Source organism: Chromohalobacter beijerinckii (genome assembly GCF_023061185.1).
In the GTDB taxonomy this organism is placed as follows: Bacteria; Pseudomonadota; Gammaproteobacteria; order Pseudomonadales; family Halomonadaceae; genus Chromohalobacter; species Chromohalobacter beijerinckii.
In genome coordinates this window covers 149,176-169,843 of sequence record NZ_JAKGAK010000004.1, presented here as the reverse complement: position 1 = coordinate 169,843, position 20,668 = coordinate 149,176, and the positions used below count along the sequence as shown (strand labels likewise).

The 20,668-nt window shown below is 59.4% G+C and carries 21 protein-coding genes and 2 tRNA genes; 10 read left to right on the top strand and 13 right to left on the bottom strand.

The genetic code is table 11. The features are described from left to right. Window position 1: 1 nt before the first annotated feature. From L1075_RS05800 to L1075_RS05775, 6 genes are all read right to left on the bottom strand, one after another. Window positions 2-1,090, bottom strand: a complete 1,089-nt coding sequence (locus L1075_RS05800) for an ABC transporter ATP-binding protein (RefSeq protein WP_246940661.1) — start codon at window positions 1,088-1,090, stop codon at window positions 2-4. 361 nt (window positions 1,091-1,451) lie between these two features. Beyond that, window positions 1,452-2,081: a uracil phosphoribosyltransferase gene (gene upp, locus L1075_RS05795; RefSeq protein WP_246940658.1), complete on the bottom strand. Its 630-nt coding sequence runs from the start codon at window positions 2,079-2,081 to the stop codon at window positions 1,452-1,454. 135 nt (window positions 2,082-2,216) lie between these two features. Continuing rightward, on the bottom strand, window positions 2,217-2,909 hold the full coding sequence (ung, locus tag L1075_RS05790) for a uracil-DNA glycosylase (RefSeq protein ID WP_040241593.1): 693 nt from the start codon (window positions 2,907-2,909) through the stop codon (window positions 2,217-2,219). 37 nt (window positions 2,910-2,946) lie between these two features. Then, window positions 2,947-3,435, bottom strand: coding sequence for a xanthine phosphoribosyltransferase (gene gpt, locus L1075_RS05785; RefSeq protein ID WP_246940655.1), 489 nt, complete (start codon window positions 3,433-3,435; stop codon window positions 2,947-2,949). Between the two features lie 64 nt (window positions 3,436-3,499). Continuing rightward, on the bottom strand, window positions 3,500-4,045 hold the full coding sequence (locus L1075_RS05780; RefSeq protein WP_040241597.1) for an adenine phosphoribosyltransferase: 546 nt from the start codon (window positions 4,043-4,045) through the stop codon (window positions 3,500-3,502). A gap of 123 nt (window positions 4,046-4,168) precedes the next feature. Then, complete coding sequence (locus L1075_RS05775; protein ID WP_246894169.1) at window positions 4,169-4,783, bottom strand: riboflavin synthase subunit alpha; 615 nt, start codon at window positions 4,781-4,783, stop codon at window positions 4,169-4,171. 467 nt (window positions 4,784-5,250) lie between these two features. Here L1075_RS05775 and L1075_RS05770 point away from each other — a divergent pair, with 467 nt between their 5' ends. From L1075_RS05770 to L1075_RS05755, 4 genes are all read left to right on the top strand, one after another. Further along, window positions 5,251-6,294, top strand: a complete 1,044-nt coding sequence (locus L1075_RS05770; protein ID WP_040241601.1) for a methionine ABC transporter ATP-binding protein — start codon at window positions 5,251-5,253, stop codon at window positions 6,292-6,294. Continuing rightward, complete coding sequence (locus tag L1075_RS05765; RefSeq protein WP_040241602.1) at window positions 6,275-6,928, top strand: methionine ABC transporter permease; 654 nt, start codon at window positions 6,275-6,277, stop codon at window positions 6,926-6,928. The genes L1075_RS05770 and L1075_RS05765 overlap by 20 nt, the downstream gene beginning before the upstream one ends. A gap of 125 nt (window positions 6,929-7,053) precedes the next feature. Further along, a complete protein-coding gene (locus L1075_RS05760) occupies window positions 7,054-7,881 on the top strand; it encodes a MetQ/NlpA family ABC transporter substrate-binding protein (RefSeq protein ID WP_246894170.1) in 828 nt (275 codons plus the stop codon). 81 nt (window positions 7,882-7,962) lie between these two features. Beyond that, on the top strand, window positions 7,963-8,436 hold the full coding sequence (locus tag L1075_RS05755; protein WP_246894171.1) for a GAF domain-containing protein: 474 nt from the start codon (window positions 7,963-7,965) through the stop codon (window positions 8,434-8,436). 66 nt (window positions 8,437-8,502) lie between these two features. Here the strand turns inward: L1075_RS05755 and L1075_RS05750 are convergent. Then, window positions 8,503-8,579 (bottom strand) — tRNA-Val (locus tag L1075_RS05750). Between the two features lie 116 nt (window positions 8,580-8,695). Continuing rightward, window positions 8,696-8,772: transfer RNA gene (locus tag L1075_RS05745), tRNA-Val, on the bottom strand. Window positions 8,773-9,164: 392 nt separating this feature from the next. Here L1075_RS05745 and L1075_RS05740 point away from each other — a divergent pair. The 3 genes from L1075_RS05740 to L1075_RS05730 all read left to right on the top strand — a co-directional run bounded on the left by L1075_RS05740 (window position 9,165) and on the right by L1075_RS05730 (window position 12,795). After that, window positions 9,165-9,929, top strand: coding sequence for a DeoR/GlpR family transcriptional regulator (locus L1075_RS05740; protein ID WP_246940653.1), 765 nt, complete (start codon window positions 9,165-9,167; stop codon window positions 9,927-9,929). Between the two features lie 129 nt (window positions 9,930-10,058). Then, window positions 10,059-11,564: a glycerol-3-phosphate dehydrogenase gene (glpD, locus tag L1075_RS05735; RefSeq protein ID WP_246940650.1), complete on the top strand. Its 1,506-nt coding sequence runs from the start codon at window positions 10,059-10,061 to the stop codon at window positions 11,562-11,564. A 130-nt stretch (window positions 11,565-11,694) separates the two neighbouring features. Further along, window positions 11,695-12,795 (top strand): endonuclease/exonuclease/phosphatase family protein, encoded by a 1,101-nt coding sequence (locus L1075_RS05730; protein WP_246940647.1) that lies wholly within the window; start codon window positions 11,695-11,697, stop codon window positions 12,793-12,795. A 99-nt stretch (window positions 12,796-12,894) separates the two neighbouring features. Here the strand turns inward: L1075_RS05730 and L1075_RS05725 are convergent, their stop codons facing one another. Beyond that, entirely contained in the window at window positions 12,895-14,274 is a 1,380-nt protein-coding gene (locus L1075_RS05725) for a class II fumarate hydratase (protein WP_246894256.1), read from the bottom strand. A 181-nt stretch (window positions 14,275-14,455) separates the two neighbouring features. On the opposite strand from L1075_RS05725, the gene L1075_RS05720 reads away from it, so the two are divergent. Next, window positions 14,456-14,881 (top strand): secondary thiamine-phosphate synthase enzyme YjbQ, encoded by a 426-nt coding sequence (locus L1075_RS05720; protein WP_040241611.1) that lies wholly within the window; start codon window positions 14,456-14,458, stop codon window positions 14,879-14,881. 182 nt (window positions 14,882-15,063) lie between these two features. Here the strand turns inward: L1075_RS05720 and hda are convergent, their stop codons facing one another. Together hda and L1075_RS05710 are read right to left on the bottom strand one after the other, a co-directional pair. Next, a complete protein-coding gene (gene hda / locus L1075_RS05715) occupies window positions 15,064-15,762 on the bottom strand; it encodes a DnaA regulatory inactivator Hda (RefSeq protein ID WP_040241614.1) in 699 nt (232 codons plus the stop codon). Continuing rightward, on the bottom strand, window positions 15,759-16,850 hold the full coding sequence (locus tag L1075_RS05710; RefSeq protein ID WP_040241616.1) for an AI-2E family transporter: 1,092 nt from the start codon (window positions 16,848-16,850) through the stop codon (window positions 15,759-15,761). Before L1075_RS05710 ends, hda begins: the two co-directional genes overlap by 4 nt. Window positions 16,851-17,032: 182 nt before the next feature. Between L1075_RS05710 and purM the strand changes: the two genes are divergently transcribed. Together purM and purN are read left to right on the top strand one after the other, a co-directional pair. After that, window positions 17,033-18,112, top strand: a complete 1,080-nt coding sequence (gene purM, locus L1075_RS05705; protein WP_246894174.1) for a phosphoribosylformylglycinamidine cyclo-ligase — start codon at window positions 17,033-17,035, stop codon at window positions 18,110-18,112. Then, complete coding sequence (purN, locus tag L1075_RS05700; protein ID WP_246894175.1) at window positions 18,109-18,846, top strand: phosphoribosylglycinamide formyltransferase; 738 nt, start codon at window positions 18,109-18,111, stop codon at window positions 18,844-18,846. Before purM ends, purN begins: the two co-directional genes overlap by 4 nt. Window positions 18,847-19,032: 186 nt before the next feature. Here purN and dcd read toward each other — a convergent pair whose 3' ends face one another. Continuing rightward, on the bottom strand, window positions 19,033-19,599 hold the full coding sequence (dcd, locus tag L1075_RS05695; RefSeq protein ID WP_040241625.1) for a dCTP deaminase: 567 nt from the start codon (window positions 19,597-19,599) through the stop codon (window positions 19,033-19,035). A 189-nt stretch (window positions 19,600-19,788) separates the two neighbouring features. Then, complete coding sequence (apbC, locus tag L1075_RS05690; RefSeq protein WP_175575902.1) at window positions 19,789-20,589, bottom strand: iron-sulfur cluster carrier protein ApbC; 801 nt, start codon at window positions 20,587-20,589, stop codon at window positions 19,789-19,791. Window positions 20,590-20,668: the final 79 nt, after the last annotated feature.

Genomic DNA, 20,668 nt, shown 5'->3' with positions numbered 1-20,668 from the left:
CTCAAATACCTCTCAGGTGAGTCGGTATATGGACTACCGCACCTTCATGATCGAATGCATAAATCTTGTGCGCCGAAAAGTAGAGCGTGACCGGCGCATCCACACGAAATTCGTGTACCCCCTCAAGATGTGCCGTCATGTAGAAATGTTCGTTATGCACATGCAGAAAGGTTTCAGAACCACTGATCTCGGCCAAGTCAACGGTCATATGGACTTCGATATCACTTTTGGCTCGCCGGGTCAGTGATATATGCGAAGCACGAATGCCAAACCGGTATTCGCCTGAGACTAAAGTGCTAAAATCATTTCCAACGGGGAAGTGCAATGTATCATCGAAGCTGATTTCAGAATCGGTGAGGATGCCCTTGACGATATTGATGGGTGGCTCCGAGAACATCTCAGCCGCTCTAATATCGCTAGGACGGTGGTAGATGTCTGCAGTTGGACCATACTGAAGTAAGCGCCCTTGGTGTAGTACCGCTGTATTGCCACCCAGTGCCAGTGCTTCGGCAGGCTCAGTGGTAGCATAAACGGCAATGCAGTTACGCTCACTGAAGACAGTTCGCAGTTCTTCGCGAAATTCCTCACGAAGCTTGTAGTCCAGATTGACCAGTGGTTCATCAAACAACACCACATCGGCATCCTTCACCAAGGCACGCCCCATGGCAGTACGCTGCTGTTGGCCACCGGACAGCTCCAATGGCTGACGATCAAGCAAGTGCTCGATATGCAGCATCTCGGCGATGCTCCGAACCCGACGATCGATCTCGGCGCGCCCTGCCTTCGCCAGTTTCAGCGGCGAGGCGATATTATCGTAGACGGTAAGGCTGGGGTAGTTGATGAACTGCTGATAAACCATCGATACATTGCGATGCCTTACGGAGCGACCGGTCACATCCTGACCATTCATTAAGACTCGCCCTCGGGTCGGCGTGTCGAGCCCCGCCATCAGCCGCATCAGAGTGGTCTTGCCAGAGAGCGTCCGGCCCAACAGGACATTGAACGATCCGGGTTCAAGGGTCAGGTTCATATCAGCGATATGCGTCTCGCCGCCGACCACCCGATCGATGTTTTCTAGGTTCAATGACATACGGATCTCGGCTGTTATTCGTTATGAGATCACGCTGAGTAAGCGTGTAAAATCACGTTAGTCGAGATTCGAATTCAGACACAAATGTTATTTATCGAAAACGGCTTCCATGCCGCTCAATATGACCAGAATAAGCTCATAAACTATTGTTTATAGAAACAAAAAAGAGCGAATAGAACTTTTGTCTACTCTGCGCAAAAAAAACAGTACTCGACGCTTTCCAAAAGAAGACGATCGGACTATTCGATTTCGAACATAAAAAAGGTCGCATGAAGCGACCCAGGTTCTTGGCAATGAAATCCAAGGATGAGAATAATCTGAGCCCACATCACAAAATCCGATGAGGGCTTGCTGAAGAGTGTCAGCGCGTGCCGAATATTTTATCACCGGCATCGCCAAGGCCGGGGACGATGTACCCATTCTCGTCAAGACGCTCGTCGACGGAGGCGGTATAGATCTCCACCTCAGGATATGCCTCCTGCACCCGGGCGATACCTTCCGGCGCCGCGACCAGGACAATGACTTTCACCAGCGGGCAGCCACGCGCCTTGAGCATATCCAGCGTCGCCACCATGGAGCCGCCGGTGGCCAACATGGGATCGATCACGATCGCCAGGCGCTCGTCGAGATCGCCGACGAACTTCTCGAAATACGGCACCGGTTCCAGCGTTTCTTCGTTGCGATAAAGCCCCACCACACTGACGCGCGCGCTAGGAATGAGATCGGTAACGCCATCGAGCATGCCCAGGCCGGCGCGCAGAATGGGAACCACGGTGACTTTTTTGCCCTTGAGCAATTCGACCTCGAGCAAGCCACCGCTCCACCCCGGAATCTCGGTCTTCTGAGTCTCGAGATCCTGAGTCGCTTCATAGGTCAATAACTTGGCGACTTCGCTGGCCAGCTCACGGAAGCTCTTGGTACTGATACCGGATTCGCGCATAAGGCCCAGCTTATGCTTGACCAGAGGATGTTGGATGGCATGAACGCTCATGTCGGGGGTATCCTTTCGGCGATGACGAGCCGAACCACACTCCAGGTCGGCCATGCGGGTACATCACGGGTTCGGCCGGAAAGCGGTTCGGATTTGCACGTATTCTAGCGTGCCAGGGGGCGTGGGTTAAGGGGACTAGGTGAACTCGGGCTGTGCCGGCAATTGCCAGTCGATGCCCTCTCGGCCCCGTGCGGCCAGAAAGGCATTGGCTTGAGAAAAGTGACGCTGACCGAAGAAGCCACGATGCGCCGACAAAGGCGAGGGATGCGGGGCATGCAACACCAGATGTTTTTGACGATCGACGAATGATGCCTTCTTCTGAGCGTAACTGCCCCACAACAAGAACACTACCCCATCGCATTGTTCGTTGACCACCTGAATTGCACGGTCGGTGAAGGCCTCCCAGCCCTGTCCCCGGTGCGCACCCGCGTTGCCTTGCTCGACGGTCAACACACTATTGAGCAGCAACACACCCTGACGCGCCCACGACTCGAGGAAACCGTGCGAGACCGGCGTCGTGCCCACGTCCTGCGCCAGCTCCTTGTAGATGTTCTGCAACGAAGGCGGCGCGGGAATGCCGGGGCGCACCGAGAAGCACAGCCCATGTGCCTGATGTGGCCCGTGATATGGGTCCTGCCCCAGGACCACGACGCGGACTTGATCCAGCGGCGTCAACTCGAAGGCACGAAACCAATGATCCGAATGCGGATAGATCACCTTACGCGCGGCTTTTTCACGCGCCAGAAACGCGCGAAGCGCCTGCATGTAGGGCGCCTCGAACTCCGGACCCAGATGATGCTGCCAGCTATCCGGCAAGACTTGAGACATCACGCACCTTCCTTACGCTTGCGTTTGGCGACGGGGCTCATGAATCGCGCGAACGTACCTGGTCGACCAGCGGCTCGACATAGGCAATACCCATGTCCCAGGGGAATTGAATCCAGCAATCCTGCGCGACTTCGGTCAAGCACTGATCGACCAACGGACGCCCCTCCGGCTTGGCATAGATGGTCACGAAATGCGCCTTGGGCAGCATCTCGCGCACCGCCAGCGCGGTCTTGCCAGTATCGACCAAGTCGTCGACCAGCAACCAGCCATCGCCATCATGATCGACGCCTTTCATGACGTTCAAGCCACCCTGCTCCTTGTGCTCGTAACTCTTGATGCACACGGTATCGATCAGACGCACGTTGAGTTCACGCGCAATCAAAGCGGCGGGAATCAAACCGCCACGGGTAATCGCGACGATGCCTTTAAAGTCTCGCTCGATAAGTTGGTGACACAGGACACGCACATCGCGATGCAACTGGTCCCAGGAAACGGTGAACTGCTGGTGATAGCGATCGGTACTCATGGAAAGCCCACACGGAGGAATATAAAAGACTACAGGGCGCGCAACATCCACGCGCCCACGCTCGTCATTCGTGCTCGGTAAAGGTGCAAACAGCGAACACGCCATGGCCGGCATCACGAATCTTCTGCGCGCCGCCGAGCTCGGGAAGGTCGATGATCGCGGCGGTCTCGACCACGTGTCCGCCGCTGCGCTGGATCAGCGAGGCCGCGGCCAGCATGGTGCCACCGGTGGCGATCAGATCATCCATCACCAGGATACGGTCGCCTTCGCGAAAAGCGTCGGAATGCAATTCGACGGTCGACTCACCATATTCCAGCGTATAGGTTTCGCTGATGGTCTTGAACGGTAACTTCCCCTTCTTGCGCACCGGCACGAAACTACAACCGAGCTCATAGGCGACCGGCGCCCCGATGATGAAACCGCGCGCATCGATCGCGGCAATCGCGTCCAGATTGAGCTCCTGATAACGGTGCACGAAGCTATCGATGAGCTTGCGGAATGCGGCACTGTTCTGCAGCACTGGGGTAATATCACGGAAATTGACGCCCGGCTGGGGCCAATCGGGGACGGTGCGAATGACCGACTTTATATAATCGCCATAAATGCTCATCTGAGGCTCCATCAGCAATGCACGCGGTTTAGCCGCGACGGGCAGCGGACAAAGCCGCAAATGGTACCCAATGCAACGCCAGGAATCGAGGGTGCACGCCAGAACCTCGATCCCTGTGCAATTTTATACCGTGCCTCGCGCCGCCATGACCCGCTCGACCGTCTCGACGATGGCCTGTGTCTGCGGGTCGATCTCGATATTGACCCGGTCCCCCAGCATGCGCTCACCCAACGTTGTGCGCATCAATGTCTCGGGTATCAGGTCGACACAGAAACGCCCACCTTCGAGCGCGCCGATCGTCAAGCTGATGCCATCGACGCCAATATAGCCTTTTTCGAACAAGAACCGCACATGTTCGTCGGGCAACGCAAACCATAGGCGACGATTGTTCGGCGCCTCCTCGAGTTCTTCCAGGGCCGCTTGACAGATGACGTGACCGGACATCGCATGGCCGCCGATTTCGTCACCGATACGCGCGGCACGCTCGAGGTTGACGTGATCGCCAACGCTCAGCACCCCCAGGTTGGTGAGGCGCAATGTTTCACGCATCAGGTCGAAGGACACTCGATCACCCTCGATGCGAGTCACCGACAGACAGCATCCGTTGTGCGACACCGAGGCGCCGGTTTCGAGCCCTTCCGCCATGCCTTCGGGAAACGCCACGACATGGCGCCGGAACTGCGTTTCCTCTTCCACGGCCACCACTGTCCCCACGCCTTGCACGATACCGGTAAACATCTCGACTCCTTGACCAATCCTGTCACGCTCGACACACAATTCTACCATGCCACACCGGCCCCCATCGTCAGGCGCCTATACCTTTAAAAGCTCCAAAAATAGGCGATCTTTCTGAATCATTCCCTCGAATGCCAGTACTTGGCCTAGAGACATTGACAGGTATCGAAGCGCTCACTAAAATTCGCGACTTCTTGAGCGCCGATTTGTACCCAGATTGCGGGCGCGCCCGGGCATGTCCCGGGGAAATACCGCTAAAAGGGTGTGTCCAGCGTTGATGGCCACCCGCCTGGGTGGCCTTTTTTTATGGCCACAGCCTACAAATCCCGCCACACAGGCAGCCCAGCACCGTTATAATGCTGGATTTTGCCATATGCGACGCCACTCCAGGCATGACAAGCTTCGATCACCAACGGTCGCCGGCGTGTCACTGGCCATGACGTCCCAACGCATCGACCCAAACGAAGACGATGATCAAACTCGAAGGTGTCTCCAAAACCTATGGGGCCGGCCCCACGGCGGTCCATGCCCTCAAAAATATCGATCTGGAAGTCCCGAAGGGCGCCATCCATGGCGTGATCGGCCTCTCCGGCGCAGGTAAGTCGACGCTGATTCGCTGCGTCAACCTCCTCGAGCGCCCGACCGAGGGCCATGTCATCGTCGACGGCCAGGACTTGACCCAGCAGGATAGCGAAGCCCTGCGGCAGTCGCGCCACCAGCTCGGCATGATTTTCCAGCATTTCAACCTGCTCGCCTCGCGCACGGTTTTCGACAACGTGGCCCTGCCACTGGAGTTGATGGGCGTATCGAAAGGCGAGATTCGCGAGCGCGTCGAGCCGCTTCTCGACCTCACGGGCCTGACCGACAAGGCCACGCAATACCCGGCGCAACTCTCGGGCGGGCAGAAACAACGTGTGGCCATCGCGCGCGCACTCGCCAGCCGCCCCAAGGTACTGCTCTGCGACGAGGCGACGTCCGCCCTCGATCCACAGACGACGGCCTCGATCCTCGAACTGCTGCAGGACATTAACCGTAAGCTAGGGCTGACCATTTTGCTCATTACGCATGAGATGGAAGTGGTCAAAAGCATCTGCCACCGTGTCGGCCTGATCTCGGATGGCGAGCTGGTGGAAGAAGCCGACGTCGGCGACTTCTTCACTGCGCCGGCTACACGACTGGGACGCGAGTTTCTCAACGCCTTTCTTGAGCTCGAGCCACCTCAGGCGCTGGTCGAGCGTCTCGAGGAAACACCTGGCGAGCATACACACCCCGTGGTACGCCTGGCGTTTTCTGGTGCCAATGTCGCCACGCCTCTCATCTCGCGCCTGGCACGCGATAGCGGCGTCGATGTCAGCATCCTGCAAGCCAAGGTGGAGTCGATTCAGGGCCGCACGCTGGGCCTAATGATCGCCGAGCTCGTCGGCACGCCCGAGACGACGTCACAAGCACTCAAGCAACTCGAATCCCACGACATCAATGTAGAGGTACTCGGCCATGTCCAGCGCAATGCTTGAACTGATCCTCGAGGCCACGCTCGATACACTCTATATGGTCGCCCTGGCGGGCGCGGTCTCGGCCGTGATCGGCATTCCCCTCGGGGTTCTGCTTTACGTCACGCGCCCGGGGCAGATCCTCGCGCAGCCAGTCGCCCAGCGCGTACTGGGCGTCGTCACCAATATCGGCCGCTCGATTCCCTTCATCATTCTGATGGTAGCGATCATCCCTTTCACGCGCCTCATCGTTGGCAGCTCCATCGGCACCAACGCCGCCATAGTGCCGCTCATCATCGCCGCGATTCCCTTCGTCGCACGCCTGGTCGAAGGCGCCCTCAACGAGATTCCTCCGGGACTCATCGAAGCCGCTCAGGCGATGGGCGCCACCCCGCTGCAGATCATCACCAAGGTGCTCCTGCCGGAAGCCAAGGGCGGCATCATCAACGGCCTGACGATCACCGTGGTCACGCTAGTCAGCTACTCGGCCATGGCCGGTGCCGTCGGCGGTGGCGGTCTGGGTGACCTGGGCATTCGTTACGGCTACAACCGTTTCGAACCGCTGATCATGCTCATCACGGTGGCGATACTGGTGGTCATGGTGCAGGGCTTTCAAAGCCTTGGCGATCGCCTCGTGCGCAAGGCCGATCACAAATGAGTGCATGGCCAGAGGGGTAAACGCAAAGCTATAATAGGCGGCACTTTTATACTCAAAAAAGCATAAATGCTTTTCGGGAACCATCGTGTATTCGGCGGTAACGCCTCATTCAAGGAGCTCACATAATGAACGACACTCTGGCCCAGGCCCTACACCCCGTTCGTCTCTTCGGTGCCGCGGCACTGCTCGGCGCCGGCCTGATTGCCGGCTGCGGCAGCGACGATGCCGAGACGCAGTCGATCAAGGTAGGCACCGTGGCTGGCCCGGAAACGGACGTCATGCAAGTCGCCAAGCAGATTGCCAAGGACGAATACAATCTCGAGATCGAAATCGTCGAGTTCACCGACTACGTCTCGCCCAATGCCGCCCTCGCCGACGGCAGCCTGGATGCCAATGCCTTCCAGCATGAGCCGTACTTGAACAGCATGGTCGAGGATCGCGGTTACGACTTCGTCATCGCTGGCAAAACCTTCGTCTACCCGATCGGTGCGTATTCCGAGCGCTACGACGACATCTCCAACGTCCCCGATGGGGCAACCATCGCACTGCCCAACGACCCTTCCAACGAAGGACGCTCGCTCATCTTGATGCACAACGAAGGGTTGCTCGAGCTCGACGATCCGGAAAACCTCGAAGCAACGCCGGTTGATATCAGCGACAACCCGCATGACTACGAATTCCGTGAAATCGAAGCCGCCCAACTGCCACGCGTGCTGCCCGATGTAGACATGGCCTTCATCAACAATACCTTCGCCCAGCCTGCAGGCCTCAGCCTGGACGACGCGTTGATCAAAGAGGGGCCGGAATCGCCCTACGTCAACTTGATCGTGACGCGTGAAGACAAGCAGGACGACGAAGCGATCCAGAATTTGGTCAAGGCGTATCAATCGCAGGCCGTCATCGACAAGGCCGACGAACTGTTCAAGGGCGCAGCGGTTCCCGGTTGGGAGTAATCCCTCCGCCACTTGGTTCAACGGGCCGGCCCCACGAGGGTCGGCCCGTTTCGTTATAATCCTCAATCGCCCGGAGACATCATGAGCGACTACGACCTGCTTGCCCGTCAGCTGGAAACCCTGCTGGACACTCGCGACTGGCTGACCAACGCGGCGCAGACCTGTGCCTTTCTGAAGCACGAGGTCGCCGCTCTGAACTGGGCCGGCTTCTATCTTCAACGTCAGCCCGGCACGCTCATCCTCGGGCCGTTTCAAGGGCTGCCCGCGTGCAACCCCATCCCTTTCGACAAAGGCGTGTGTGGCGCCACCGCCACGACACGGCGCACGCAACGTGTCGCGGATGTCCATGCCTTTCCCGGTCACATTGCCTGCGATGCCGCGTCGCGCTCGGAACTGGTGGTGCCCATCGTGCATGACGGCGAGCTCTGGGGTGTGCTGGATCTCGATAGCCCGCGCCCCGAACGCTTCAGCGAAGACGACCAACGCGGAATCGAGCGCTTGGTTGAGATTTTCATCGCCGCCAGCGACCTCTCCACACCCAGCGTGACTGGATAAATTCGGCGACACGAGGCCCGAACGCAAACGCCCCCGCTGCAAAAACAGCGGGGGCGTTCAATATTCTGGTAGGACCGAGCGGATTTGAACCGCTGACCTCCACGATGTCAACGTGGCGCTCTAACCAACTGAGCTACGGTCCTGCAAATCGGGGTCTGCAAATTGCTTGTTGGCAGCGTTTCGAGGCTAAGTACTTAGCATGTCAAATGCTGATTATGCCAAACGGTACCGATATTAAATACTGCTGGCATTAAGTACTTGGTAGGACCGAGCGGATTTGAACCGCTGACCTCCACGATGTCAACGTGGCGCTCTAACCAACTGAGCTACGGTCCTATTTTTCACTAGTTTTAGCACTGCCATAGTTTTAGCACTGCCATAGTTTTAGCACTGCCATTACTGCCGTTGCCAACTCTCGCCTTGGCAACGGATGCGCATTTTACGCAGACCGTAGAAAATTGCAAGCCCCAACCCAAAAATTCGCCAAGCTTCAAACGCTTGACGCAAGCAATGGCACATTTCCATGGCTGCTTATAAAAGTTCGCTTTAGCGGACAAAGCTTATGTCTACTTTCGTTTTACAACAATCCATAATGGCTTTTTCCGCACTAGTGCATGGTTTAACATAGACTTCCAGCCTGCACTGCTCCGCCTGTGCAACGTTCGCGTCTACCCACACGACATGGCTCATTCATCGGCCGTTTTACTCGCCAGGTAACGGAACCTTCAATGACACAACAAGATCGCCACGACGCCATCGTCACCCTGGTCAAGCATCAGGGATACGCCTCTATCGAGCAGCTCACACAGCATTTTTCCGTCACGCCACAGACGATTCGCCGCGACCTCAACCAATTGGCCGACGAAGGCGCGATCAAGCGCGTGCATGGTGGCGCCGGCCTCGAATCGAGCACCGTCAACACCGCCTACCATACGCGTAAGACACTCAATGCCGATGCCAAACAGCACATCGCTGAATGCGTCGCCGCACAGATTCCCGACTCCGCCTCCTTATTCATCAACATTGGTACCAGCAATGAAATGGTCGCCGAGGCACTACGTGATCATCAGGGTCTAGAGGTCATTACCAACAACCTCAACGTGGCGGCGATCCTTCAGCACAAAGAGGACTTCAACGTCATCATCGCTGGCGGTCAGGTACGCTCGCGCGACGGCGGCATCATCGGCGAAGCCACGATCGACTTCATCAACCAGTTCAAGGTCGACTACGGCATCATCGGTATCAGTGGCATCGACGATGACGGCTCGTTGCTCGAATTCGACTATCAGGAAGTCCGTGTCGCCCAGGCCATCATCCGTAACTCACGCCAGGTCTTCCTGACCGCCGATCACTCCAAGTTCCACCGCAATGCCGTGGTGCGCCAGGGCAACATCTCGCAGATCGACGCTTTGTTCACGGACCGCCAACCACCCGACGGCATCCTGCGTCTGCTACGCGAATATGATGTAACACTACATATCGCCGACGCCTGATCGGCTTGTCCCGCTTACGGCGTCACTCGGTGGCGCCGTGTTCGTTTCGTCGACTTGATGTTCGTTTTCGACTACACTATTTTCATATTCGAACAATCGACCTGCGAAACCAACCTTGCGGAGCTTGCCATGAACGCCTCCCCCCGACAGGACATACTCGACCTTTTCGTCATCGGTGGTGGCATCAACGGCACCGGTATCGCCAATGATGCTGCAGGCCGAGGCTTGCGCGTCGCCCTAAGCGAGCAACATGATCTCGCCAGCGCGACCTCCTCGGCGAGCAGTAAATTGATCCATGGTGGCCTGCGCTACCTTGAGCATCGAGAATTTCGCCTGGTACGCGAAGCGCTGCACGAGCGTGAAGTGTTGTTACGCAAGGCGCCGCATATTGTCTGGCCGCTGCGCTTCATTCTCCCGCACCAGCCGCATTTACGTCCGGCCTGGATGATCCGCACGGGCCTGTTTCTCTACGATCACCTCAGCCAACGTGCCAGCCTTCCCGCTTCAAAGGGGTTGCGATTTGATGCCCAAAGCCCCCTCAAACCAGATATCAAGCGCGGTTTTGAATATTCCGACTGCTGGGTAGATGACGCCCGGCTAGTCGTGCTCAACGCCATGCAAGCGCGCGAACACGGCGCCGATATCCAGGTGGGAAGCCGCTGCGTCGGCGCCCGAGAGGAAGACGGCATCTGGCACATCACACTGGAAGATGTCACCACTGGCAGGCGCCATGTACGACACGCGCGCGCCCTGGTCAATGCCGCCGGACCCTGGGTGGAGCAGGTGGTGCGCGAAAACGCGCAGCGCGATTCACGCTACGGCGTTCGCATGATCCAAGGCAGTCATATCGTTGTGCCGCGCCTCAATACCGACGAGCGCGCTTATATACTGCAGAATCAGGATCGCCGCATTGTCTTCGTGCTGCCCTATCAGCAGGACTATAGCCTGATCGGCACGACCGACGTGCGCTACCAAGGTGACCCGGCGCAAGTCAACGCTAGCCGTCAGGAAATCGACTATCTGCTCGACGTCGTCAATCAGCATTTCACCCAGACGCTCTCTCACGAAGACATCGTCACTACCTTCTCTGGTGTGCGACCGTTGTGCGATGACGAATCCGCCGATCCCTCGGCGATGACCCGCGACTATACGCTCGACCTCGACGCACGCGGTGCACCGCTGCTGTCAGTCTTCGGGGGCAAGATAACCACGTACCGCAAACTGGCCGAGGCCGCTCTCGAGCAACTGAAGCCCTACTTCACCGAGATAGGGTCGCCCTGGACCGCCGAAGCATCGCTTCCCGGTGGAGATATCGGCTCGCGCGAAGCATTTACCATGCAGCTCGTTCGCGATTATCCGTTTTTGGGTGAAGCACGGGCGCGGCGCCTGGCCTCGAGTTATGGCACGCTATGCCTACGCTTCCTGCACGGCGTCAGCCGCGAAGATCAGCTTGGCGAGGCGTACGGCGCCGGCCTCACACAAGCCGAAATCGACTACTTGATGCGTGAGGAATGGGCTCGTTCGCCGGACGATATCCTGTGGCGACGCACCAAGCTGGGCCTGCGTTTCACGCCAGAGCAGCATCAGCGCCTGACCGCCTATCTCAATCGTCATTGCCAAGGACATGCGGCCTGACGAGGCTATGTGGTGACGCCGTTGCTTGGCGCCACCACCGTTTAGCCTGCTACTCTCAATCTCCACGCTTACCATGGACGGTAACGCCCCGGCATGGAGCCAGGGCCGGCGCCGCCGAAAAGAGGCCATGATGATTGAGTATATCGCCGAGATAGTGTTTGCCCTACTCGCGCTAGTAGCGTTTATCGCCACCGCCATCCCGTGGCTAGATTTACGCTACTGGTGGGTGCGTGGTTTCGACTTTCCCCGCATGCAACTGGCGGCATTCGCCGTGGTAATGTTCATTGCCTTGCTGTGTGTGCTGCCCTGGTCGCCACTGGGCTGGATTGGGGCAGTCGCGTGCTTGATCGTACTCGGCGTGCAAGGCGTGCGTATTTTCCCCTGGACACCACTGGCGGCACATCATGTAGTAGATGCCGAAGGCGAGGACGCCTCACGTCAATTCTCATTACTGGTCGCCAACGTTCTCACGCCCAATCGCCAGGCTGCGTCGCTGATGCGCCAGATTCACGAGGCCGACCCCGACATCGTGCTGACCCTGGAATCAGACGCCTGGTGGGAAGAGCGCCTCGACGAAGCGCTGACCGAGAGCCACCCGCATACCGTCAAGATTCCCCTCGACAACCTCTACGGCATGCACCTGTATTCGCGTCTCACGCTGCATGAGCCGCATGTCGAATGGCTGATCCAGGACGACATCCCGTCGATACACGGCTGGTTCGAGCTGCCGGGTGGCGAGCGTGTGCGTTTCCATGCCGTACACCCACGGCCACCCGCGCCCGGCGAAAGCGATGAATCGCTATGGCGCGATGCCGAGCTGTTGCTCGTCGGCCAGACGGTGCGAGACTCGGATCAACCCACGCTGGTCGCCGGCGACCTCAACGACGTGGCATGGTCGAAGACGACACGCCTGTTCTGTCGCATCAGCGGCATGCTGGACCCGCGCCGCGGACGCGGGTTGTACAGCACCTTCCACGCCGAACATCGTTGGCTACGCTGGCCACTGGATCACGTCTTCGTCAGCGAGCACTTCACCTTGGTCGCACTACGCCGCCTCTCGGCATTCGGTTCCGACCACTTCCCCATTCTCGCGACCTTTCGTTATCGACCGGCACGCGCCGATGAAAACGACAGCCCGGACGCGGATCGCGAAGAACGGCAAGACGCCGAGGAAACCATCGAAGAAGCTCAAGACCGGCGTGGCGAGGAGCCCATCAAGGACGACGATTGAGCCCGTCTGTGCCCCATCGAGACAGCAAAGTGCGGTGATCCATATAAAATGGGCGCCCGTAAGGGCGCCCAAGAAAGGTCACCTTTGCCGTTTGTCACGTCATTCGGGGATCCCGCCCTGTGTCAATTGCGTGGGATCGAGCAGACGTTCGAGTTCCTCGCGGGACAAATCGGTTTCTTCCTCGGCCACGTCGATGATCGGTCGCCCTGCCTGATAGGCCTTCTTGGCCACTTGCGCTGCCGCGTTGTAGCCGATTACCGAGTTGAGCGCGGTCACCAAAATGGGGTTACGAGACAGCGGCGCCTCGATATTATCGCGGCGTACGTTGAAGGTGGCGATGGCGCGATCAGCGAGCAGCGTGCTGGCGCTGGACATCAAGCGAAGCGACGTCAGCAGATTCGAGGCAATCAGCGGCAGCATGACGTTGAGCTGGAAGTTGCCGCTCTGCCCCGCCACCGTGATCGCGCTATCTAGCCCGATCACCTGCGCTGCGGTCTGCGCCGCCGCCTCGGGAATCACCGGATTGACCTTGCCCGGCATGATCGAGCTTCCTGGCTGCAAGGCCTCGAGCTCGATCTCGCCCAGCCCCGCCAAGGGGCCTGAATTCATCCAGCGCAAATCATTGCTGATCTTCATCACCGCGCAGGCATAGGTGCGTAGCTGACCGGACAGTTCGACGGCGGCATCTTGCGATCCCAGGCTGGCGAAGAAGCTATCGTTGGGGCGTAGACTGAGTCCCGTCTGCTCACTCAGCGCCTTGGCGACCCGTTCAGCGAATTCGGGATGAGCATTGATCCCCGTACCCACCGCCGTACCGCCGAGCGCCAGTCGTGTCAGTCGCTGCTGGGTACCCTCCAGGCGTTCGATGGCCTGAGCGACCTGGCTGGACCAGCCACCAAGCTCCTGACTCATGCGCACCGGCATGGCATCCATCAGATGGGTACGCCCTGTCTTGACGACGTCATCCACCTCGTGTGCCTTGGCGTCGATGGCCGACTGCAGGTGACGCAAGGCGGGAAGCAGCGTTTTCTCGACCTCAAGCGCCGCCGACAGATGCAACGCAGTGGGAATGACGTCATTGCTCGATTGCCCCATGTTGACATGGTCATTGGGGCCGACCTCGGTGCCGCTCTCACTGGCGAGATGCGCGATCACCTCGTTGACGTTCATGTTGGTCGATGTGCCCGACCCCGTCTGGAAGACATCGATCGGAAACTGATCGCCATGCTCGCCATCGACGAGACGCTGGGCCGCCTTGATGATCGCCTCTGCGCGTTGGGCGTCGAGCAGGCCAAGGTCACGATTGACGTTCGCCGCCGCCAGCTTGACCCGTGCCACGGCCTGAATGAACGCGGGGGGCATGGGCTGCCCACTGACGGGAAAATTGTTGATGGCACGTTGCGTCTGGGCGCCATACAGTGCGTCGGCGGGAACCTCGAGTTCCCCCATGCTGTCGCGTTCAATGCGTGTCTCGCTCATCACACCCTCCTGATCGGTTGAGACCGCCGTGCACGCGGCCCCATCATGGCGATAACCGTCGCTATCGATGATCATGACGGTCGCTCCTCTGGCGCACACGAGCCCGGCGACTATCAATGTGAAATTGTGCTGCCGATGACGCCTTTCAAGGCATCGTCACCACCTCTCGGGAGAATCCATCATGTGGCATCGCACCACGCTCACCCTGAGCCCACGCCATCAGGGCTTTCATCTCGTCACCGCCGAGATCACCGACCAGCTTCCAGAGCTCGCCTCCGTGCGTCTCGGACTCTTGCATCTACAACTACTGCATACGTCCGCATCGCTCACCCTCAACGAAAACGCCGATCCCGATGTGCGACACGACATGGCCCTTTATGCCGAACGACTCGCGCCTCAAGGCATCGACGGCATGCGCCACACGCTGGAAGGGCCGGACGACATGCCGGCACACGTCCTGGCCAGCCTATTCGGTACGCAATTGACACTCGCCGTCGAATCGGGACGACTCGCCACCGGCACCTGGCAAGGCATATGGCTAGGAGAGCATCGCCAACACGGCGGACCGCGCCGCATTCTCGCCACCCTCAACGGCGACGACGCATGAGCCGTCGCGTGAGGTTCTGTATGAAAAGTCGACGAGCGATGGACAGACAAGGCAAAAATCGGCGAAAACGGACCGGGCTGGCGCACCAGTTTACGTGTTGTAAATGGGTATTTTGATCGGACTCGCGCACGAGCCGATTTTTAACGCCGTATGGGCGAGCGCAGGCAGTTTTCGTATAGAACCTACCAGCCCAGTGCCTGCTTGACGAAGGGAATGGTCAACTTGCGCTGAGCGGAGAGAGAGGCGCGGTCGAGTCGCGCCAGAGCATCGAACAACGCCGGCAACTGGCGCGGCCCACGATGCAGAATGTAGCGCGCGACTTCATCGGGAAGCTGCATGCCGCGCACCCGTGCGCGCAACTGCAAGGCCTCGAAGCGTCCGCTATCGTCCAGCGACTGAACATGAAAGGTCACGCCCCAGCTCAAGCGTGAGGCGAGATCGGGTAGAACGGTCGGCAACTGGCGCGGCGCGGCCTCCGCGGCGATCACCAAGCGCTTGTTGGCATCGCGCATGCGATTGAAGAAATGAAACAACCCCTCTTCCCAGCGCTTGCGACCCAGCACCGCGGATAGATCGTCGATCGCCACCAGGTCCAGGCGTTCGAGATCTTCGAGCATATGTGGCGGAAAGTGGCCCAGATCGCGCAAGGGGAGATACAAGGCACGCCCTCCCCGGTCGCCGGCTTCGTGACAGGCGGCTTGCAGCAGGTGGCTGCGACCGCTGCCCGGGGCGCCCCACAGAAACAGAAACGGTTCACCGTCCGCATCGAGTTGGCCGCGCAAGCGTTCGAGCAATGGCGCATTGCTCGACGCATGGAAATTGGCGAACGTTGCATCGTCACTCAGCCCCACTCCCAGTGGCAACTGCGCGGACCCGGTCATGACCTTTCCTCATCGCCTTCGTGCGAGGCGCCAGCGTGGCGGGAAGTATCGTATAAGCGACTGTTTTTATAGCGCTCATGAAGATAACGCAATACTACCATGACGATAGCAGCGACCGGCAACGCCAGCAGAATGCCGGTGAAACCGAACAGCTGCCCACCCGAGAGCACGGCAAAGATAACCGCGATGGGATGCAAGCCGATCTTGTCACCGAGCAATACCGGTTGCAGCACGGTGCTTTCGACGAGCTGGCCGATGCCGAAGACTACGGCCACGCCGAGCAGCGGCAGCCATTCACCGAACTGGAAGAACGCCACCAACGCCGCCACGCTGATGCCGACGATCACGCCCAGGTAGGGCACGATACTGGCCAGCCCCGCCACCAGGCCGATCAAAAGGCCAAACCGCAGGCCCAGCAGACTCAGCCCCGTCGCGTAGATCACCGCCAGGCTGAGCATCACCAGCAACTGCCCGCGCAGGAAAGCCGACAACACTTCGTCGCATTCATGGCTCAAGCGTGTGATCGTTGGCTCGACATGACGCGGGAGCAAATCGCGCAGACGTGCCTTGAGCCGATCCCAGTCGAGCAGAAAGTAAAAGGTCGTCACGGGAATCAGCGCCAGATTGCCCATCCACACGGCGAACGCCATGCCTGACTTGGACGCCTGGGCCAGAACCGCAGCCGCCACCGTGCCGGTCTCGCGCCAGTTCTCCATCAAGGCGCTGCGCAACTGATCGAAATCAGCGCTAAGATCCACCCCCGTCACGGCCTGAACTTCCGGTAACACCACCGACTGTACCCAGTTAAAGATGGCCGGGAAGGATTCGACCAACTGCGCCAGCTGGCGTCCCAACAAAGGAATCATGATCAGGCACGCCAAGACCATGGACAGCGCCAGCACCAGGAATACCACGCTCACCGAGAGCCTGCGCGACAAACCGCGCGCCTCCAGCCAATCGGTCACCGGGTCACCTAGATAAGCCAATATCATGCCGACGAAAAAAGGCATCAAAATGGGCTCTAGTAAGACGAGCAACCAGATCAGTCCCGCCGCGCCCAGAAGGCTCCACACTTGTATGCGCGTCATTACGATACGTATCTCCCGGCTCTTTTGGTTTCGATTCTACACGTCTGCGCGGGCGATGCGCCTCCCGTGGGGCAATGCTACAATGTGGGCTTCCCTTATACCGCCCTGGCCTCGGGCGCCAGGCGGCGCCATCGGCTTCGCTCGATCGTCTCGCGATCAGCACACTGTTGACAGGAATGCCCATGACTCGCAGTTCGGACACGCCCACCTCTCCCCACGCATCTCTCAGTTACAAGGATGCCGGCGTGGACATCGACGCCGGCAACGCGCTCGTCGAACGCATCAAGGGAGTCGCCAAACGTACTTCCCGGCCCGAAGTAATGGGCGGCCTGGGCGGCTTCGGCGCGTTGTGCCAATTGCCCAGCGGTTACCGCGAGCCGGTATTGGTGTCCGGCACCGACGGCGTCGGCACCAAGCTACGCCTGGCCATGGATCTAGGCCGGCATGACACCATCGGCATCGACCTGGTCGCCATGTGCGTCAACGATCTGGTCGTCGCCGGCGCCGAGCCGTTGTTCTTCCTCGACTACTATGCCACTGGCAAGCTGGATGTCGAGATTGCCGCCGATGTCGTCACCGGTATCGGCGAAGGCTGTACCCAATCGGGATGCGCGCTGATCGGCGGTGAGACCGCCGAAATGCCCGGCATGTACGCGGGCAGCGACTACGATCTGGCCGGCTTCTGCGTCGGCGTGGTCGAGAAATCCGAAATCCTCGATGGCAGCCGCGTCGCCGAGGGCGATGTGCTGCTCGGGCTGGCTTCCTCCGGCCCGCATTCCAACGGCTACTCGCTGATCCGCAAAATCCTCGACGTGAGCCAGGCCGACCTTGATACCGAAATCGACGGAGAGGCCTTGCGTGACGCCTTGCTGGCGCCAACACGCATTTACGTCAAACCGCTGCTGTCGTTGATCAAGGACAGCGACGTGGATGTCCACGCCCTCTCGCACATCACCGGCGGCGGCCTGCTCGAAAATGTACCCCGCGTGCTGCCCGATACGCTCACCGCGCGCATTGATGCCGAAAGCTGGGCGCGCCCCGCCGTCTTCGATTGGCTGCAACGTGAAGGCAACGTCGACGAGCACGAGATGCATCGCGTGCTCAATTGCGGCATCGGCATGGTCGTGGTCGTATCTGCGGCGCAGGCCGAACACGCCCAGACCACGCTGGAAGCCGCCGGCGAAACGGTACACCGTCTTGGCGACATCGTCGCGCGCCAGGGTGAGGAAGAACAAGTTCGTCTGGAGAACGTCCGCTCATGAATGCTACGACTCAAGCCGACACTCCCGACGGCAACGACTTCGAAGCGGAACCGGCCGAGAAGCGTCGCGTCGTGGTGTTAATCTCCGGCAACGGCAGCAACCTGCAGGCGCTACTCGATGCGCAGCAACACGACGAGCTGGGTGGCGAGGTCGTTGCCGTGATCTCCAATCAAGGCGATGCCTACGGCCTGATTCGCGCCAAGGAAGCCGGAGTCGACTCCGTCGTGCTACCGCATCGCGAGTACGACGATCGCGAAGCTTACGACCGCGCCTTGATCAAGGTCATCGACCGCCACACGCCGGATCTGATCGTCCTCGCGGGGTTCATGCGCATTCTCACCCCGACATTCGTGCATCGCTATGCCGGCCGCATGCTCAATATTCACCCTTCGCTGTTGCCGGACTATCCAGGACTGGATACGCATACCCGCGCCCTGGCCGATGGCGTATCGGAGCATGGTGCCAGCGTGCACTTCGTCACCGAGGAACTCGATGGCGGACCGGTGGCCTTGCAGGCCGCGCTCAGGGTCGACCCCGACGCCACCGCCGAGCAGATGATCGAAAAAGTTCACGCCCGCGAGCATCTGATTTACCCCATCGCCGTGCGCTGGTTTCTGGAAGGCCGCTTGAGTCTGGGTGCGAAAGGCGCTCAGTTCGACGGCATGCCGCTACCACCCACCGGTCTGCGGATGTCGCATGAAGACGCCGCGGAAGAGCTGGACGAGGAAGGGTAGAACCCAGCTTCGGGCTTCGGGCTTCGGGCTTCGGGCTTCGGGCTTCGGGCTTCGGGCTTCGGGCTTCGGGCTTCGGGCTTCGGGCTTCGGGCTTCGGGCTTCGGGCTTCGGGCTTCGGGCTTCGGGCTTCGGGCTTCGGCAGCATTTTGGCTCGCTGCTCGTGGCCCGTTGCCCGTAGCTCGCTGCTTACGTCCGCGGTAGCGTCACGCCACGCTGCCCCATGTACTTGCCGCCACGATCCTTGTAGGAAACGTCACAGACCTCGTCGGACTCCAGGAACAGCATCTGCGCCACGCCTTCATTGGCATAGATGCGCGCGGGCAGGTTGGTGGTGTTGGAGAATTCCAGCGTCACATGCCCCTCCCACTCCGGTTCCAGCGGCGTGACATTGACGATGATGCCGCAACGCGCATAAGTCGACTTGCCTAGGCAGATAGTCAACACGCTGCGCGGAATTCGGAAATATTCCACGGTACGCGCCAAAGCGAAGGAGTTGGGCGGGATCACGCAGACATCGCCCTTGACGTCGACGAAGCTTTTCTCATCGAACCCCTTGGGATCGACCACCGCCGAATGAATGTTGGTGAACACCTTGAATTCATCGGCGCAGCGCACGTCATAGCCGTAGCTGGAGGTTCCATAAGAAATCACCCGCTGCTCATTCACGTAACGAACCTGGTCCGCCTCGAACGGCTCGATCATGCCCTGGCCCTCGGCCATGCGCCGAATCCATTTATCGGATTTGATGCTCATTGAAGTTTCCTGCTCAGTGCGCTGTCGCGATGAAATCGGGGCGTCTCCGCGAACGCTTGGTCTGTGAACACTCGATCCGTGAACACTCAGTCCGTGAAAACTCGGTCTTTGAAAACTCGGTCTTTGAAAACAAAGGGGGCCGTTATGATAACGGCCCCATCGCGTCACGCAAACGTTAGGTGACGAACGTCACTCGCCAAAGCTGATGGTCGGTGACTCGTCGGACTGCGCGTCGATCCCCTCGGCCACGGAGCGCGCCACCTGGCGGAACGTCTGCGCGACGTTTCCTTCAGGGTCAGCGATCACACTGGGCTTGCCGCCGTCGACCTGCTCGCGAATCGTGCCGTCGAGGGGCAATTGACCCAATAGCCGGGTCTGGTACTGCTCCGCAATGCGCTCGCCGCCCCCGCTACCGAAGATCGGCTCCTGGTGGCCACACTGCGAGCAGACATGCTGGCTCATGTTCTCGACGACGCCCAGCACCGGCACGTTGACCTTGCGGAACATCTCGATACCCTTCTTGGCATCGAGTAACGCGATGTCCTGAGGCGTGGTCACTATCACCGCACCGCTTACCGGCACTTTCTGCGCCAGAGTCAGCTGCACATCGCCAGTGCCCGGTGGCATATCGACGAACAGGTAATCGAGATCTTTCCAGGCGGTTTGATTGAGCAACTGCTGGAAAGCACCGGCAACCATCGGGCCGCGCCAGACCATGGGTTCATCGACATCCACCATGAACGCCATGGACATCGCCTGGAGACCATGAGCCTCCAGCGGCTTGAAGGCATTTTCACCCGCTGGCTGCGGCCGTACCCCCGGGGCGATCCCCAGCATTTGCGCCTGGCTGGGACCGTAGATATCGGCATCGAGCAGGCCCACTCGGTACCCTTCGGCGGCCATCGCCAAGGCCAGATTGACGGTCACGGTGGACTTGCCCACGCCCCCCTTGCCTGACGCCACGGCGACGATATGCTTCACGCCTTCGATCACAGCAACTCTCCTTTCCACGAATGCTCATCTGCGGTGCGCCAGCCAAGCTGACAGCTCGATACGCCTAGTATAACGT

Bases quoted from the DNA above. Each gene is read 5' to 3' on its own strand.
- L1075_RS05800 (WP_246940661.1), bottom strand. From the start codon at position 1,090: ATGTCATTGAACCTAGAAAACATCGATCGGGTGGTCGGCGGCGAGACG.
- upp (WP_246940658.1), bottom strand. From the start codon at position 2,081: ATGAGCGTTCATGCCATCCAACATCCTCTGGTCAAGCATAAGCTGGGC.
- ung (WP_040241593.1), bottom strand. From the start codon at position 2,909: ATGTCTCAAGTCTTGCCGGATAGCTGGCAGCATCATCTGGGTCCGGAG.
- gpt (WP_246940655.1), bottom strand. From the start codon at position 3,435: ATGAGTACCGATCGCTATCACCAGCAGTTCACCGTTTCCTGGGACCAG.
- L1075_RS05780 (WP_040241597.1), bottom strand. From the start codon at position 4,045: ATGAGCATTTATGGCGATTATATAAAGTCGGTCATTCGCACCGTCCCC.
- L1075_RS05775 (WP_246894169.1), bottom strand. From the start codon at position 4,783: ATGTTTACCGGTATCGTGCAAGGCGTGGGGACAGTGGTGGCCGTGGAA.
- L1075_RS05770 (WP_040241601.1), top strand. From the start codon at position 5,251: ATGATCAAACTCGAAGGTGTCTCCAAAACCTATGGGGCCGGCCCCACG.
- L1075_RS05765 (WP_040241602.1), top strand. From the start codon at position 6,275: ATGTCCAGCGCAATGCTTGAACTGATCCTCGAGGCCACGCTCGATACA.
- L1075_RS05760 (WP_246894170.1), top strand. From the start codon at position 7,054: ATGAACGACACTCTGGCCCAGGCCCTACACCCCGTTCGTCTCTTCGGT.
- L1075_RS05755 (WP_246894171.1), top strand. From the start codon at position 7,963: ATGAGCGACTACGACCTGCTTGCCCGTCAGCTGGAAACCCTGCTGGAC.
- L1075_RS05740 (WP_246940653.1), top strand. From the start codon at position 9,165: ATGACACAACAAGATCGCCACGACGCCATCGTCACCCTGGTCAAGCAT.
- glpD (WP_246940650.1), top strand. From the start codon at position 10,059: ATGAACGCCTCCCCCCGACAGGACATACTCGACCTTTTCGTCATCGGT.
- L1075_RS05730 (WP_246940647.1), top strand. From the start codon at position 11,695: ATGATTGAGTATATCGCCGAGATAGTGTTTGCCCTACTCGCGCTAGTA.
- L1075_RS05725 (WP_246894256.1), bottom strand. From the start codon at position 14,274: ATGAGCGAGACACGCATTGAACGCGACAGCATGGGGGAACTCGAGGTT.
- L1075_RS05720 (WP_040241611.1), top strand. From the start codon at position 14,456: ATGTGGCATCGCACCACGCTCACCCTGAGCCCACGCCATCAGGGCTTT.
- hda (WP_040241614.1), bottom strand. From the start codon at position 15,762: ATGACCGGGTCCGCGCAGTTGCCACTGGGAGTGGGGCTGAGTGACGAT.
- L1075_RS05710 (WP_040241616.1), bottom strand. From the start codon at position 16,850: ATGACGCGCATACAAGTGTGGAGCCTTCTGGGCGCGGCGGGACTGATC.
- purM (WP_246894174.1), top strand. From the start codon at position 17,033: ATGACTCGCAGTTCGGACACGCCCACCTCTCCCCACGCATCTCTCAGT.
- purN (WP_246894175.1), top strand. From the start codon at position 18,109: ATGAATGCTACGACTCAAGCCGACACTCCCGACGGCAACGACTTCGAA.
- dcd (WP_040241625.1), bottom strand. From the start codon at position 19,599: ATGAGCATCAAATCCGATAAATGGATTCGGCGCATGGCCGAGGGCCAG.